Annotated in this window: 15 protein-coding genes; 3 read left to right on the plus strand and 12 right to left on the minus strand. The window is 52.1% G+C overall.

Annotated elements, in window-relative coordinates:
- Window positions 1-317: 317 nt before the first annotated feature.
- Entirely contained in the window at window positions 318-794 is a 477-nt protein-coding gene (locus B3Z23_RS13820; protein ID WP_349677222.1) for a PACE efflux transporter, read from the minus strand.
- 55 nt (window positions 795-849) lie between these two features.
- Here B3Z23_RS13820 and B3Z23_RS13825 point away from each other — a divergent pair, with 55 nt between their 5' ends.
- On the plus strand, window positions 850-1,716 hold the full coding sequence (locus tag B3Z23_RS13825; RefSeq protein WP_294911080.1) for a LysR family transcriptional regulator: 867 nt from the start codon (window positions 850-852) through the stop codon (window positions 1,714-1,716).
- Here B3Z23_RS13825 and ybaK read toward each other — a convergent pair.
- Genes ybaK through B3Z23_RS13840 form a run of 3 tightly spaced genes read right to left on the minus strand, consistent with a single transcriptional unit; the run spans window position 1,713 to window position 5,642 of the window.
- Window positions 1,713-2,192: a Cys-tRNA(Pro)/Cys-tRNA(Cys) deacylase YbaK gene (ybaK, locus tag B3Z23_RS13830; RefSeq protein WP_294911082.1), complete on the minus strand. Its 480-nt coding sequence runs from the start codon at window positions 2,190-2,192 to the stop codon at window positions 1,713-1,715. The genes B3Z23_RS13825 and ybaK overlap by 4 nt on opposite strands.
- A 57-nt stretch (window positions 2,193-2,249) precedes the next feature.
- Complete coding sequence (locus B3Z23_RS13835) at window positions 2,250-3,056, minus strand: TraB/GumN family protein (RefSeq protein WP_294911085.1); 807 nt, start codon at window positions 3,054-3,056, stop codon at window positions 2,250-2,252.
- Between the two features lie 36 nt (window positions 3,057-3,092).
- Window positions 3,093-5,642, minus strand: a complete 2,550-nt coding sequence (locus B3Z23_RS13840) for a copper-translocating P-type ATPase (protein WP_294911087.1) — start codon at window positions 5,640-5,642, stop codon at window positions 3,093-3,095.
- 151 nt (window positions 5,643-5,793) lie between these two features.
- On the opposite strand from B3Z23_RS13840, the gene cueR reads away from it, so the two are divergent.
- Window positions 5,794-6,195 (plus strand): Cu(I)-responsive transcriptional regulator, encoded by a 402-nt coding sequence (gene cueR / locus B3Z23_RS13845; protein WP_294911089.1) that lies wholly within the window; start codon window positions 5,794-5,796, stop codon window positions 6,193-6,195.
- Window positions 6,196-6,428: 233 nt separating this feature from the next.
- Here the strand turns inward: cueR and B3Z23_RS13850 are convergent, their stop codons facing one another.
- From B3Z23_RS13850 to ppiB, 8 genes are all read right to left on the minus strand, one after another.
- A complete protein-coding gene (locus tag B3Z23_RS13850) occupies window positions 6,429-6,989 on the minus strand; it encodes a hypothetical protein (RefSeq protein WP_294911092.1) in 561 nt (186 codons plus the stop codon).
- A 134-nt stretch (window positions 6,990-7,123) separates the two neighbouring features.
- Window positions 7,124-7,441, minus strand: coding sequence for a hypothetical protein (locus tag B3Z23_RS13855; protein WP_294911094.1), 318 nt, complete (start codon window positions 7,439-7,441; stop codon window positions 7,124-7,126).
- A gap of 272 nt (window positions 7,442-7,713) precedes the next feature.
- Window positions 7,714-8,571 carry a co-chaperone YbbN gene (locus B3Z23_RS13860; RefSeq protein WP_294911097.1) on the minus strand — a complete coding sequence of 286 codons (858 nt, stop codon included), beginning with the start codon at window positions 8,569-8,571 and terminating at the stop codon, window positions 7,714-7,716.
- Window positions 8,572-8,645: 74 nt separating this feature from the next.
- Window positions 8,646-9,434 carry an SDR family oxidoreductase gene (locus B3Z23_RS13865; RefSeq protein ID WP_294911099.1) on the minus strand — a complete coding sequence of 263 codons (789 nt, stop codon included), beginning with the start codon at window positions 9,432-9,434 and terminating at the stop codon, window positions 8,646-8,648.
- 158 nt (window positions 9,435-9,592) lie between these two features.
- Window positions 9,593-10,657, minus strand: a complete 1,065-nt coding sequence (gene purK / locus B3Z23_RS13870; RefSeq protein ID WP_294911102.1) for a 5-(carboxyamino)imidazole ribonucleotide synthase — start codon at window positions 10,655-10,657, stop codon at window positions 9,593-9,595.
- A complete protein-coding gene (purE, locus tag B3Z23_RS13875) occupies window positions 10,654-11,163 on the minus strand; it encodes a 5-(carboxyamino)imidazole ribonucleotide mutase (RefSeq protein ID WP_038018799.1) in 510 nt (169 codons plus the stop codon). Before purE ends, purK begins: the two co-directional genes overlap by 4 nt.
- Before the next feature lie 136 nt (window positions 11,164-11,299).
- A complete protein-coding gene (lpxH, locus tag B3Z23_RS13880; protein WP_294911106.1) occupies window positions 11,300-12,016 on the minus strand; it encodes a UDP-2,3-diacylglucosamine diphosphatase in 717 nt (238 codons plus the stop codon).
- Complete coding sequence (gene ppiB / locus B3Z23_RS13885) at window positions 12,016-12,510, minus strand: peptidylprolyl isomerase B (protein WP_038018804.1); 495 nt, start codon at window positions 12,508-12,510, stop codon at window positions 12,016-12,018. The genes lpxH and ppiB overlap by 1 nt, the downstream gene beginning before the upstream one ends.
- A gap of 209 nt (window positions 12,511-12,719) precedes the next feature.
- Here ppiB and cysS point away from each other — a divergent pair, with 209 nt between their 5' ends.
- Complete coding sequence (cysS, locus tag B3Z23_RS13890) at window positions 12,720-14,105, plus strand: cysteine--tRNA ligase (protein ID WP_038018806.1); 1,386 nt, start codon at window positions 12,720-12,722, stop codon at window positions 14,103-14,105.
- Window positions 14,106-14,173 lie beyond the last annotated feature (68 nt).

Here is a 14,173-nt window from a genome sequence, read left to right on the forward strand (position 1 = left end):
TTACGCTTCTTTATAAAACGTGGGTAAATTTTCAGGGTTAACAATAAATAACAGCATAAAACTGTGCCGTCGTACTCAGCGATAGCTTGTCAGATGACGGAACTACAGGATCGTAAGCTGATAAATTGAGGGGGTTTGTACATTTTTATGACCAGGACGATGAAATTATGCAATCATTAATCTGGCTGACCAGTGAGAAATTGCGGTAAAACAATTTACCCTGAATCCGGAAAAGATTGCAGAGCTATTACTCTCACAGTCCCGTCCGCTTGTGTTGAATGTATTCCGGTCGCTGTCAGACGGCCGGAATAGAGTGGTTAGCGGATACAGGGCCGGGACCGTCGTAATCTGTTTATTGCCGCCGGAAGCTTGTCCCAACACCAGTTAAACAGATAAGTATAAGGCAGATAAAACATCAGAAAACCGATATCCAGCATCAGTGCGCTGGCCGGGCTGATGTCCAACATAACTGCCGTCAGGGGCACGGCGATGATGACAAACCCTCCCTCGAAACCCACAGCCTGCAAGGTACGGACCACCGGACCTCGTGGAGCATGCGGCGGAAAAAGACGGTCAAAGAAGATATTAAACACCAGGTTCCATACCATCGCTGAAATCGATAGTACGATAGCGGTGATACCCATACCGCCGATCGGTTTGTCCATGAGCCATGCGGCGCCCGGGATGGTGATTAGCAACGCAAAAAATTCATAACTGACGGTGTGTAATAAACGTCCTGTGGCTGAACGGCTACGCATGATATCGGCTCCAAAAAAAGTTATGGCTATTTTCACCGCAGTCATCCTTAGAGTAAAATGAGGACGTATCGTAAAAACCGATAGGTCAGAGATGCGTTACTCACCGGAATCACTTGAAGCTTTTGTACAGACTGTGGCCAGCGGTTCTTTCTCCGCCGCCGCCAGGGCATTAGGAAAAAGCCAGTCCACCATCAGTGCAGCGGTTGCGCGGCTGGAAGATGATATGGGGTTTCTGTTGTTTGAGCGCAGCGGCAGGCAACCGGTGCTCACGGAAGAGGGATTACGTGCTTTGGCGCGGGTCAATGATATTCTGGCGGCCAGCCGGCGGCTGGATGATTTGGCCATCCGCATGTCGCGGGGCATTGAACCTCGTCTGACGCTGGCGATTTCCGATATCTGGCCGGCAGATCACCATGAAATATTATTGCACCGGTTCGCAGAACGTTACCCGGATATTGAGTTTGAATGTCTGGTGGCGGAAGATGATGATGTACTGGAATTATTACAGACCGGACGAGCGCATTTAGGCGTGGTTCGTGAACAGCCGGCATTATCACCGGAGCTTGAAGCCAGACGCTTAAAGGTGCTGGTGAGGATGGGAGTCTATATCCATCACCAGCATCCAGTGGCCTCTGAGTCTCAGTTGACAACGTCTGTGCTGAAACAGATACGCCAGTTGCGGCTAAACACCTGGATCCGTCCGCCGGAAAATAAAACGTCAGGTCAGTCCTGGTCAGCGTCGTCTTATCTGTTATTGATGGATATGGCAGAGCAAGGGTTTGGATGGAGTGAATTGCCCTGCTGGATGGTGCGGCAATTTGGCCGGGGAGTACTGCACGAGTTGGCGCTGCCTGGCTGGCAGCAACAAAGCCGGATGGATGTTATCTGGTCAACCCGCCATCCCCCCGGGCCCGCCGGTTACTGGATGATTGACCAGTTATGTCAGCAGAGTGATTAATCGTGCCGTGCGATGTCTGCAAATGGCGCAGCAAGCAGGGCAGCAAGATCCGCAGGAGCGAGTGAAATATCCAGTCCGCGTTTCCCCCCGGAAATGTACATCGTCGGATACTCAGTCGCCCCCTGGTCAATCACCGTAGGTAAACGTTTTTTCTGCCCCAGCGGGCTGATTCCCCCCACCAGGTAACCGGTAACGCGTTGTGCAACCTGAGGATCTGCCATGTCTGCTTTTTTGGCACCTAACGCCTTCGCTACTTTCTTCAAATCCAACTGTGTCGCCACCGGAGTCACCGCAACGGCCAGATTTTTCCCATCTCCGTTCAGTGCCACCAGCAGTGTTTTGAACACCTGTAATGGATTAAGCTGCAGTTTCCGAACCACTTCATCGCCAAAATTGGTTTCATGGCTGTCATGTTCATACTGATGAACCTGAAATTGTATTTTCTGTTTTTCCAGTAGCAGGATTGCAGGTGTCATAAATTATCCTTGTTGTCTGTTATCCGGTACTCCCGGCAGGCGATAGCGACCGGCAGATTATTTCCGGCCAAACATGGCGGGTAAATTATCCTCGCCATACAGATGCAGTGCCCCGACCGCGACCAGGTACCGGCCTGCTGACAGGCGGCTGAGTTGTTGTTTCCATTCCAGATTACGTTGCCGGATCAGCGTATCATTCAGTGAGCTACTGAAGGTTGAGGGTAATATCCCGACCGGTAACTCGCCGCGTGGCGGGCCTTCCACCCACCAGCTAATCATGGTCTGTAACAGCCTGGCATTGGTATGCCAGTGTTGTAAAGAGTCGCTGAGCAGTGCCAGCCCGTCATCAGGAAGTTGTGTCAGCAATGCCAGTTGAGTGCTGGCACCTTCGAGTTCTATCACCGGTTTACCCATCGATTTTGCCGCCTGTAGCAACTGATAATCGATGCCATACTCCGGGCGCAGACCGAGTCTCTGAGCCTGGCGGCTTTGAAGGATCAGCGCGATTTGCCAGGCAGGCAGATGTTCGATAGTGGCCTGAAAGACCTCATTTTCTGAACAGCGTTTTAGTAGTTCTGTCGTCAGCTCAGGCTCAAAACGCTCAGCCAGCGGTGGGCGTTCATCATCATGGCTTAACGGGGAAGGGTCAGAAAGAATATCTGCTTCAACGATCAGTGCATCAGCGGCCCGCAGTTGCCTGAGCAAGGGGTCTGACAGCGGGTACATATTGCGGGTACCCATATGAATACTGCCGACCAGATGAATCCGGCTGTTGTTCACCCGCAAATCGACAGCCGGCCAGTGGTAGCTGACCGGCAGTATTACCTGCCATAATTTTTGTAGCGATTGCCACACTGATGCCATTACCGGATATCCTGTATCAATACCTGTAGCTCTATGCTAGTCATTTCCGGCGGGCAGGGATAGCTTATTCTGCTCAGGTAAACGGAATCTTAACAAGCGGTTAGCATTAGACACCACAGTGATAGAGGATAGGGCCATCGCGGCCCCCGCGATCACCGGATTGAGTAACGTTCCAGTCAGCGGATAGAGCACTCCTGCCGCCAGAGGGATACCCAGACAGTTATAGACAAACGCCCCAAACAGATTCTGCTTCATATTACGCAGCGTTGCCACTGAGATCATTAGCGCATCAGTGACGGCCCGTAAATCCTGACGCATCAGAGCCATGGTGGCGGTTTCGATGGCGATATCGCTGCCACCGCTGATAGCAATCCCGGTGTCTGCCTGAGCCAGCGCGGGCGCATCATTGATCCCATCGCCAACCATGGCCACACTGTGCCCCTGTTGCTGAAGCCGTTTTACTGCACTGGCTTTATCTGCCGGCAGCACTTCGGCAATCACCTGGTGTATTCCGGCATTGGCCGCCACCACTTCGGCAGTTTGTTTTCTGTCGCCGGTCAGCATCACTACCTGATAACCTTGTTGTTGTAACCGTGCCACAACCTGTGGGGTTTCCGGACGCAGCGGGTCGCTGACCGCCAGCAGTGCAGCCAGTTGGCCATCTATCGCCAGTAAAACCGGTGTGGCGCCTTGCCGGCTCGTGGTTTGCAGACTCTCGTTGGCCGCGACTATGTCAACACCGGCATCAGACAGTAGCAACTGATTGCCGAGCAGCAACCGGTGGCCATCGCATTCGGCAGAAAGTCCTTTACCTGCCACCGTTTGCAGATGGCTGACCTTAGGCAGAGCGCTTGCATCGACCCGTGCCAGTATTGCCGTCGCCAGCGGGTGTGATGAATGTTGTTCGACTGCCGCCGCCAGAGTCAGAATTTGCTGTTCGGAAGAGTGATTAAACAGTGTCACGCCGGTCACCGCAGGTCGTCCGGTGGTCAGGGTGCCGGTTTTATCAAACACTATGGTATCCACATTGCTGGCTTGTTGCAGTGCGTCAGCATCTTTCACCAGGATCCCTGCTTCAGCCGCGCGTCCGACCCCCGCAATGATCGACATCGGGGTTGCCAGACCTAAAGCGCAAGGGCAGGCAATGATCAACACGCTGGTGATCACCACCATGCTGTAAGCAAACTGAGGAGCAGGGCCTGCCAGATACCAGATCAGTCCGCTCAGCAGTGCAATAATAATCACCGCAGGGACAAAGATAGCCGAAATCCGGTCGGCGAGCTGTCCGATGCGCGGTTTGCTGCTCTGGGCATTTCTGACCAGCGAGATGATGCGTGCCAGTGCAGTATTTTTACCGGTGGCTGTTGCCCGAAAACTCAGGGTACCGTCAACCACCAGTGTTCCCGCATGCACAGGGTCTGTGGCCGTTTTTTGCTGTGGCCAGGCTTCACCGGTCAGCATGGACTCATCAATGGTTCCTTCTCCTGAATCAATAATACCGTCCACCGGAACTCTGTGACCGGCACGCAGCCGCAGGCGCATTCCGGGTTCAATCTGGCTGACAGGCAGAGAGATATCCCCTTCGTCACGGATCACCGTCGCTTCCTGAGGCGTCAGATCCAGCAGTTTCTCCAGGGCCTGAGAAGAGTGCTGTCTGGCTCGTTGTTCCAGAGCATGTCCCAGATTAATCAGCCCGATAATCATGGCGCTGGCTTCAAAATAGAGATGCCGTGCTGGCAACGGGAAGCTTTCCGGGAACAGTACCACGCTGGCGGAGTAAGCCCAGGCCACTGTGGTGCCCAGGGCAACCAGTGTATCCATGGTTGCTGTGCGGTTGCGTAAACTTTTCCAGGCACTGCGATAAAAATGCCCACCGGCGACAATCATCACCAGCAGAGTGATCACGCCAATGATTTGCCAGATTAGTTGGTTGTAGGAGGTCAGCATCATATTATGGCTGGTCATTCCCCAGATCATCACCGGGATTCCGACCAGTAGTGCGACCGCCGCCTGCCAGCTGAAACGAATAAAGTTTTGCCGGGCAGATTTCTGTTGCTGTTCCCGGCGTTCGGTTTCGTCAGCCACCAGCATGGCGCCATACCCGGCAGCGGTGACGGCAGCAATCAGTGACTGAGGATCGGCATTGCCGCTAATTAAGGCACTGCGATCCGCCAGATTAACCCGGGCCTGGCGGACCTTATCGACCTGGTTTAATGCTTTTTCAACCCGGCTAACGCAACTGGCACAGCTCATACCGTCAATCAGTAATTGCACCGACTGGCTATTATCCTCTGCCGGGTTGGCCGGAGTCAGGGGATCCGCTGCCAGCCCGTCCGGCACGGGTGAAGTTGCTGTCAGCGGTTCAGGCTTTGGGTGAGCGTTTGCCTGTGGCTGGCTGGCATGATACCCGGCCTGCTCAATGACCGGAATCAGATCCTCTGCCGAGGCGGTACCGGTAACGACAGCCTGTTCCAGGGTGACATCGGCGGTCGCGACATCGTCACGCTGTTCCAGAACGTCTTTGACACGTTTAATACAGTGACCACAGGATAGGCCGTCAAGTTGTAAAATCAGGGGGTCAGACATGATTACTATCTCCTTCTGTCGCACAGTGATTATTTACTGTACCCAAAGTGTAAACCTTCCTGTAAGGTAAAGGTCAACCTAAAAGCAGCAACCCGCAGAGAACTCTGCCGGCTGCCCCTCAGCACGATCTATTCAGTGACGGAGAAGCTTAATGAACATCAGCGATGTAGCCCGCAAGACCGGTTTATCCAGCAAAGCGATTCGTTTTTATGAAGAGAAGGGCATTATGACCCCGCCGCAACGCAGTGCTAATGGCTATCGGAGTTACGCCGGGCACCATATTGAAGAGCTGACGCTGTTACGCCAGGCGCGTCAGGTCGGATTCAGCCTGGAAGAGTGCCGGGAACTGGTAGGTATGTTTAATGACCCTCATCGTCACAGCGCGGATATCAAAGCCCGCACGTTACGTAAAGTCAGTGATATCGACCGGCAGATGCAGGAACTTCAGGAAATGCGTCAGCGCCTGATAACACTGGCCGACAGTTGCCCGGGGGATGACGGGGCAGAATGCCCGATTATTGATAGCCTGTCAGGAAGCTGCCACCGCAAGTGATGCGGAGACAGCCATCTTTTTTCAGCCGATAATTTCCCTTTATGGACAGTACTTCTGAAAAAGGGCCAACGGCCTTCTGAGCCACAGGTGACAGGTTCGGGTTTTGGATGTAATTCACCCCGGGCCAATATTATCCGGCTATTCCCGACCCCTAAATTCGTCTGAGTATAAAATTATACTGATGAACAGAACGGTCATCCGGGGAATTACCCGGCAGAGGGCGGGTCAGTGATTTATGGAAAAAATTCATGCAGAATAGTTTCTTCATCCGAATTAAATACTAAAAAGTCATTCTCGTTGAGTTGGTTTTTGTTGATGAGCTGTTGTTTAACAGTGCTAAATTTTTTGGTGTCGGTAAAGAACAGCGCAGTGATATAATCCGAATCAATCAAATGCTGTTGTTCGGAAAGGCGTACCACCTCTTCGTAGCAACCAATCTCTTTATCCCCTAATCTTTGTGTCAACATACATCGTGTCAGTAAACAGGTGCGGTTTGGTTTTTTTTTACAGAGAGTTTTAAGAAATTCAATACCTTCTTTATAGTGTTTTTCGCCTATAAGGCTATTGGTGTACATTAACAGAATGTCGGTGTTTTCAGGGTATTGTTTACGAATTGAATTAATTTTTGAAAGGATCTCGTTACTTTGCGCAGAGTCCGCCATCACTAATTTTTCGACCAGAACGGCGACTTCGGCGACAGGACTGCGTTCTGTTGAAAGAGACCCGGAACAGGCATTTTTATAGCTGAAAAGAAGAAAAAGAATGGCTATTGCTCTGCAAGGTAATGATGTCATTTTGATATTACACCTGCCTGAATTTATTCAGTGAGATATAATGCGTTGCTTTCCCGGGGAATGGCGCCAGTGAGCCCGCATACTCTGTATTTAAAACGTAACCGCTGACTATTTTCAAAACTGGCTGAATTTTTTCACTCACTTGTAAAGTAAATCGGGCTCCCCCCAATAAGAATTTCATCCGGAGTGAGAGCAAAAGAGCTTCCCCGGGGATCTAAAATATATTTTTTACTATCAATATTATTTTCGACGGTACACCAGGGTTTAATCACGCCGGAACCATAAGCTCTGGCTGCATTACATAACATCGATGCGGAAAGAAATAATCTCTTCCCTTCTTTTACATCGTGTTCAGTGATATTCAGAAGCAGAGTGTAAGAGGCATGTAAAGCACCTACCCCTTCAAGGGCCAGGTAACCTAACGTCGAAAACCTGAACGATTTTGTTAGCATTTTTATCTTCCCTGATAAAATCAATATCACTCCGTTTTCCGCAACGATATCCTATGGAAAATGCTCAATCCTGGATTTTTGAAACTATATTAAGGCGCTAATCGTGTAAATGGGAATTTTTCAGTGATGTGAATTATTTTAATATCTTAAAATGTCTTATCTCTGAGGGGGGATAGAATATCTGACCTGGTGCGGACTCCGGAATTTGGTGATTTTCGACAGTCTGTCAGGAAGCTGCCACCGCGAATAGCAATGCGGTGGCAGCGCGGAGATTAATAGAGCAGGGAATACAACTGACGGCGATATTTTCCGGCCAGCGCATCACCGGTTCCCAGTGCTGCCAGAATTTCCTGGAAGGTTTTGCGCAGTTCGCCACCCCCGGCAGCCAGATCGGTTTTCAGAAAACCGAACAGCAGTTCCAGTGCTTCTTCGTTACGCCCCACCTGATGGAACTGAACCGCCAGTTTAGCGGCAATTCCGGTATTGGTTGGATCCGCATCAAGTTCCGTCTGCAGTTGCTGGATTTCCGGGGTATCCGCCGCCTGACGCAGCAGATCGATCTGCGCCAGTAAGCTTTGATAGCGGGTATCCCTATCCTGCAATGGCACGTGTTTCAGCACTTCTTCTGCTTCATCACTGCGGTTCAGCTGCAACAACGTCTCAGCCAGCAGGAACCCGGTTTCGCTGGCATGCTGGCTGAGTTGCCATGCATCTTTCAGCAAAGGCAGGGCTTCCAGAGGTTTCTCTTCATCCAGTAAGGCCTGAGCCTGCTGAACTTTGATTTCGTCTTCACGCGGCAACACTTTTTCCAGTAGTGTGCGGATGGCTTCTTCCGGTTGTGGTCCCTGGAAGCCATCCACCGGCTGACCGTCTTTAAACAGATAGACTGTCGGTATGGCCCGTAAGCCAAACTGTGAGGCGACCATCTGCTGTTCATCGCAGTCCAGTTTAGCCAGCAGGAATTGTCCGCGATACTCTGCAGCCAGTTTCTCCAGGACCGGGGTCAGTTCCTGGCAGTGCTGGCTGCGGGCTGACCAGAAGTAGAACAACACTGGCACCTGCATCGATTGCTCAAGGACCTGCTGCAGATTGGATTCATTAACATCAATAATCGGGGCTTGCGGTGACATAGGCTGTGTTCCTTGGTCTGAAAAATTAACCGTTATCTGTCAGATATGGGGACAGGCCGCCTGAGTTCAAGCGGCTATTTTTTCGGTGCTGAATGACTGCTTAAAATTCGATCCAGTAATATGCCTGGTAACAGACGACGCGCGACAGACATCATATGGGCGACAACCGTGACCGGATAGCGTTGACGTGGATAGCGGCTTTCCAGCGCATGACGCAGTTTCGGTAAAATTGCCTGCGGTGGCAGGGTAAAACGGGCGGCAATACCGGGATTGGTCACCGGACTCTCTGATTCACCCTGCACGACATTGCCGGTAAACTCCGTCGAAATGGGGCCCGGTTCAATCAGGCTGACCCGGATACCGCTGTGTTGCAGTTCCATACGCAGGGCATCCGACCAGGCCTCCAGCGCATATTTACTGGCGGCATAGGCACCGCGTCCCGGGGTAGAAATCAGACCCATCACGGAGCTGGTATTCACTATTCTGGCATTTCCGCTGGTCTGTAAACACGGAAGCAGCAACATCGTCAGTTGATGAACGGCGAAAAAATTGGCGGAGAATTGTTGTTCCAGCTGCTGGCGGGAGAGGGTTGGCAACGGACCATAAACCCCGAAACCGGCATTATTAAACAGCGCATAGAGTTTACCGCCGCTCAGCTCCGTGACCTGTCGGGCGGCTGCTTCCACGCTCTGAGGGTCATCCAGGTCGAGCAAAATACCCGTGTAACCGAGTTGTTCCATCCGGCTGACATCCTCCGGTTTGCGGCAGGCGGCAAAAACCCGGTAGCCGCGCATCAACAGGTCACTGGCAGCAACCGCACCAATACCACTGGAACATCCGGTGATTAAGATATTTTTTTGCATAAATTCACACGCTAATGGCGGAAGGAAGGCGTAAAACGCATTACAAGGTATGCCCGAGTATTACACAGAAACCGGTGGCAGCACCAATGGCTGGCCGGGAATTAGCGCCAAAAACAGAGAGACTGCACAGGAAAACCGGGGTTCCTGTGCAGGGGGAATTACAGTTTTTCGGTGGCCCAGTCGATAGCCGCGGCATATTCTTCCGGCAGCTGTGGGACCAGGGCCCGCAGATTCTCTTTAAGCCGGAGCGTATCACTGTCGGTGAGATTGAGGTGACCCAGTTTACGGCCAGGGCGCACTTCTTTTTCGTACCAGTGCAGGTGCACCAGAGGTTGTTCCAGCCATTGCAGATTCAGAGCACAGCCGATGATATTCACCATGACTGAAGGGGCGAAAACCACTGGCCGGGATAGGGCTAAACCAAGAATGGCCCGCAGGTGCAGTTCAAACTGACTGACAGAGGCGCCATTTTGCGTCCAGTGACCGCTGTTATGCACTCTGGGTGCCAGCTCATTAATCAGTAGTCCCTGTGGAGTGACAAAACACTCCATCGCAATCACGCCGACATAATCCAGTTCCTGCATAATCGCGGTAAGCATCGATTCCGCCTGACGTTGCTGGTCGGCATCCGGCTGCGGCAGAGCTACGCTGCTCAGCAAAATACCGTTATGATGCAGATTATGGGTCAGAGGGTAGAACACGGTAGTGCCGTCACGACCCCGGGCCCCGACCAGCGAAACTTCGCCGGAAAAATTAATTCCCTGCTCGACAATACACTCACCGTAGCACTCTTCCGGTAGCGTCAGGCAGTCAGGCTGACGCAGACGCCACTGGCCACGGCCGTCATAGCCGCCGGTGCGACGCTTGACGATGGCCAGTTCACCCAGCCGGGCAAAGACTTCCGGCCATTCGCTGGCATCGCTCAGCAATTGCCAGGGCGCGGTGGCCAGCCCCAGTTGATCAAGCAGCTGTTTCTGAGTCAGACGATCGGCCAGCCGTGGGAAAATATCGCGGTTGACAAACGCCGGGTGGCTTGCCAGCTCACGGGTCAATGCGGTTTCCGGCCAGCGTTCAATTTCTGCGGTGATCACGCTCTGACGAATCGGCAGCGCTTCCGGTTCTGCATCGGTGCCGACCGGATAAACGGCGATCCCCAGTGGTTCACCGGCCTGGCGCAACATCCGGCCCAGCTGTCCGTTACCGAGTACGCAAACTGACTTCATGCTTCCTCCCGTGGGTCCGGGTTTTCCAGAACCGCATCGCTCTGCGCTGTCCGCCAGGCGCTGAGACGGCTCGCTAATGCAGGATCGTTAACTGCCAGAATCTGGGCGGCCAGCAGTGCAGCATTCGCCGCTCCGGCTTTACCAATGGCCAGCGTTCCAACCGGAATACCGCGTGGCATCTGCACAATCGAATAAAGGCTGTCGACTCCGCTCAGTGCGGCGCTTTGCACCGGAACACCCAGCACCGGGACTAAGGTTTTCGCCGCCAGCATACCTGGCAGATGCGCTGCTCCGCCGGCACCGGCGATAATCACATGAAAGCCCTGTTGTTGGGCATTTTCAGCAAAACTGAACAGTTTGTCCGGGGTGCGGTGGGCTGAAACCACTTCCACATGATGGGCAAGATTCAGTTCGTTAAGGATTTCTGCAGCATACTGCATCGTAGCCCAGTCACTTTTAGAACCCATAATAATAGCGATACGGGCCGGGGCAGTATTCGACGACATGCGGTCAACTCCTGTGAGCAATTAAAGAACCTGTAGCGGGACAGGTTATACACATTGAGAAGGGCGTGAGAATAGCATGAGACAGCGCGGAGGAAAACGGTTGCGTACCCACACAACCGGACATTTCACGTGAAACTTACCAGGGAAAAGCGTGAAGGGTGACGCCACTGTCATCCAGGATGATCACCGACCCCTGTCGGTGCCATGCGCCGAGTACCGCACGTTGTGCCGGCTGATGGCTGACTGTCAGATGGTGGATTTCCGGACGATGGGTATGGCCATGGATCAACAGTGAAGCGTGATGGCGTTGCATCACCTGTTCTACCGCCTGTGGATTGACATCCATGATTTCCATGCTTTTTGACTGGTTGGCCTTGCTGCTGTCATTACGCATTCTGGCGGCAATTTTCTGGCGGACAAACAAGGGTAACATCAGGAATAGCCGTTGCAGCCAGGGCTGGTGGACTTTTTTACGAAAACGCTGGTATCCCTCATCGTCGGTACACAGGGTATCGCCATGCATTATCAGCACCCGGCGGCCATACAGTTCCAGTAACTGCTCTTCCGGCAGTAACTGCATTCCACAGCGTCTGGCATAGGCCTGGCCCAGCAGGAAATCGCGGTTACCGTGAATAAAGAACACCGGGACGGTTAACGCCTTCAGGGCTTCGGCGACCTGCTGATGTAGCGGGTTTGGGTCATCATCACCAATCCAGCTCTCAAACAGGTCACCGAGGATATACAGCGCTTCACAGTCTGTGGCTTCGCGTTGTAAAAAACGCAGAAAACCGGCAGTGATTGCCGGTTCTTCCTGACACAGATGCAAATCTGCTATAAACAGCGTTCGCGGCATTACTCGCTGACGGTCACTTTCTGGATAACAACGTCATCTTTTGGCACATCCTGATGCATACCACTGCGGCCGGTAGAGACGGCTTTGATTTTCTCAACCACGTCCATACCTTCAACTACTTCAGCAAACACACAGTAACCCCAGCCCTGCAGGCTTTCGTCACGGAAGTTCAGGAAGTCGTTGTCGGCAACGTTGATGAAAAACTGTGCAGTGGCAGAGTGTGGCGCAGAGGTACGGGCCATTGCCAGGGTACCGCGGGTGTTTTTCAGACCGTTATTTGCTTCGTTACGGATTTCGGCTTTGGTCGATTTCTGTTTCATACCCGGCTCAAAACCACCGCCCTGGATCATAAAACCGTTAATAACGCGATGGAAGATAGTGTTGTCGTAAAAACCTTCGCGGCAATACTCCAGGAAGTTTTGCACGGTAGTCGGGGCTTTATCGTCAAATGTTTTAATAACGATATCACCAAAATTCGTCTGGAAAGTGACCATAATTTCATCCTGTCATGGTTATTGTCGGTATTTAACTCTTCCTGATTACAGGGAAGGGCAATCGCAGAGGCTCCTTATATCATAAAATTCAGGGTTACGGCAGTATGCCGAAAACTGATGATGCCGGATGGCTTGCTTTACGTCGCAGTCACGTGAAAAATACGGCACAATAACCACAGTTATCGCACACGTTTAAACGGAAGAGTTAAATGCTAAAAATTTATAACACTCAGAGCAGACAAAAAGAGGAATTCAAACCTATTCATGCCGGTCAGGTCGGTATGTACGTGTGCGGTATTACCGTTTATGACCTGTGCCATATTGGTCACGGCAGGACTTTTGTAGCTTTTGACGTGGTTTCACGCTATTTACGCTATCTGGGCTACCAGCTGAAATATGTCAGAAACATCACCGATATTGACGATAAAATCATTAAACGTGCCAACGAAAATGGTGAGACCATTGAAGTGCTGACCAACCGGATGATCGGCGAGATGCACAGCGATTTTGATGCGCTGGGTATTCTGCCGCCGGACGTGGAACCGCGTGCTACCCGACATATCGGTGAGATTATCGAACTGGTAGAAAAACTGCTGCAGCGTGGTCATGCCTATGTAGCTGACAACGGTGACGTAATGTTCGATGTGCTGAGTGACAGCCATTATGGTGAACTCTCCCGCCAGGATCTGGAACAGTTACAGGCCGGTGCACGGGTCGAAGTCGCCGATGTGAAGAAAAATCCAATGGATTTTGTACTGTGGAAAATGTCCAAAGCCGATGAACCCAGCTGGCCTTCTCCATGGGGGGCGGGACGCCCTGGCTGGCATATTGAGTGTTCTGCGATGAACTGCAGCCAGCTGGGAGCGCATTTTGACATTCACGGCGGTGGATCTGACCTGATGTTCCCGCATCATGAAAACGAAATCGCTCAGTCAACCTGTGCGCATGGTGGTGAGTATGTAAATTACTGGATGCATTCCGGCATGGTGATGATTGACCGTGAAAAAATGTCCAAATCACTGGGCAACTTTTTTACGGTGCGCGATGTTCTGAAGCATTATGATGCCGAGACCGTCCGCTACTTCCTGATGTCCGGTCATTACCGCAGCCAGCTGAATTATAGTGAAGATAACCTGAAGCAGGCCCGCGCGGCACTGGAGCGTCTGTACACTGCACTGCGGAACACTCATCCTCAGGCAGAGGCTGCCGAAGGGGCTGAGTTTGAGCAACGGTTCCGGGATGCCATGAATGATGACTTTAATACCCCGGAAGCTTATTCCGTGCTGTTTGATATGGGACGTGAAGTCAACCGGCTGAAAACCGAAGACGCCGCCGCCGCCGATGCCCTGGCCGCCAAACTGCGCCAGCTTGCTAAAGTGCTGGGTATTCTGCAACAAGACCCGGAACTGTTCCTGCAAAGTTCTGCCGTCAGTAATGACGAAGAAGTGGCGGAGATTGAGGCACTGATCAAAATGCGTAAAGACGCCCGTGAGAGTAAAAACTGGGCGCAGGCAGATATCGCACGCGATAAGCTGAATGAGCTGGGGATTATTCTGGAAGATGGTCCGCAGGGAACCAGCTGGCGCCGTAAGTAATCTTCTGGCAATAAAAAGAGAAGGGCGACGGGTTTTCCGGTCGCCCTTTTTATTGCCAACTTAAAACC

Origin of the sequence: Tatumella sp. UBA2305 (assembly GCF_002345795.1) — a bacterium.
In the GTDB taxonomy this organism is placed as follows: Bacteria; Pseudomonadota; Gammaproteobacteria; order Enterobacterales; family Enterobacteriaceae; genus Tatumella; species Tatumella morbirosei.

Coding starts and splice junctions, on each gene's coding strand:
- B3Z23_RS13825 (WP_294911080.1), top strand. CDS start 850: ATGCGTTACTCACCGGAATCACTTGAAGCTTTTGTACAGACTGTGGCC.
- ybaK (WP_294911082.1), bottom strand. CDS start 2,192: ATGACACCTGCAATCCTGCTACTGGAAAAACAGAAAATACAATTTCAG.
- B3Z23_RS13835 (WP_294911085.1), bottom strand. CDS start 3,056: ATGGCATCAGTGTGGCAATCGCTACAAAAATTATGGCAGGTAATACTG.
- B3Z23_RS13840 (WP_294911087.1), bottom strand. CDS start 5,642: ATGTCTGACCCCCTGATTTTACAACTTGACGGCCTATCCTGTGGTCAC.
- cueR (WP_294911089.1), top strand. CDS start 5,794: ATGAACATCAGCGATGTAGCCCGCAAGACCGGTTTATCCAGCAAAGCG.
- B3Z23_RS13850 (WP_294911092.1), bottom strand. CDS start 6,989: ATGACATCATTACCTTGCAGAGCAATAGCCATTCTTTTTCTTCTTTTC.
- B3Z23_RS13855 (WP_294911094.1), bottom strand. CDS start 7,441: ATGCTAACAAAATCGTTCAGGTTTTCGACGTTAGGTTACCTGGCCCTT.
- B3Z23_RS13860 (WP_294911097.1), bottom strand. CDS start 8,571: ATGTCACCGCAAGCCCCGATTATTGATGTTAATGAATCCAATCTGCAG.
- B3Z23_RS13865 (WP_294911099.1), bottom strand. CDS start 9,434: ATGCAAAAAAATATCTTAATCACCGGATGTTCCAGTGGTATTGGTGCG.
- purK (WP_294911102.1), bottom strand. CDS start 10,657: ATGAAGTCAGTTTGCGTACTCGGTAACGGACAGCTGGGCCGGATGTTG.
- purE (WP_038018799.1), bottom strand. CDS start 11,163: ATGTCGTCGAATACTGCCCCGGCCCGTATCGCTATTATTATGGGTTCT.
- lpxH (WP_294911106.1), bottom strand. CDS start 12,016: ATGCCGCGAACGCTGTTTATAGCAGATTTGCATCTGTGTCAGGAAGAA.
- ppiB (WP_038018804.1), bottom strand. CDS start 12,510: ATGGTCACTTTCCAGACGAATTTTGGTGATATCGTTATTAAAACATTT.
- cysS (WP_038018806.1), top strand. CDS start 12,720: ATGCTAAAAATTTATAACACTCAGAGCAGACAAAAAGAGGAATTCAAA.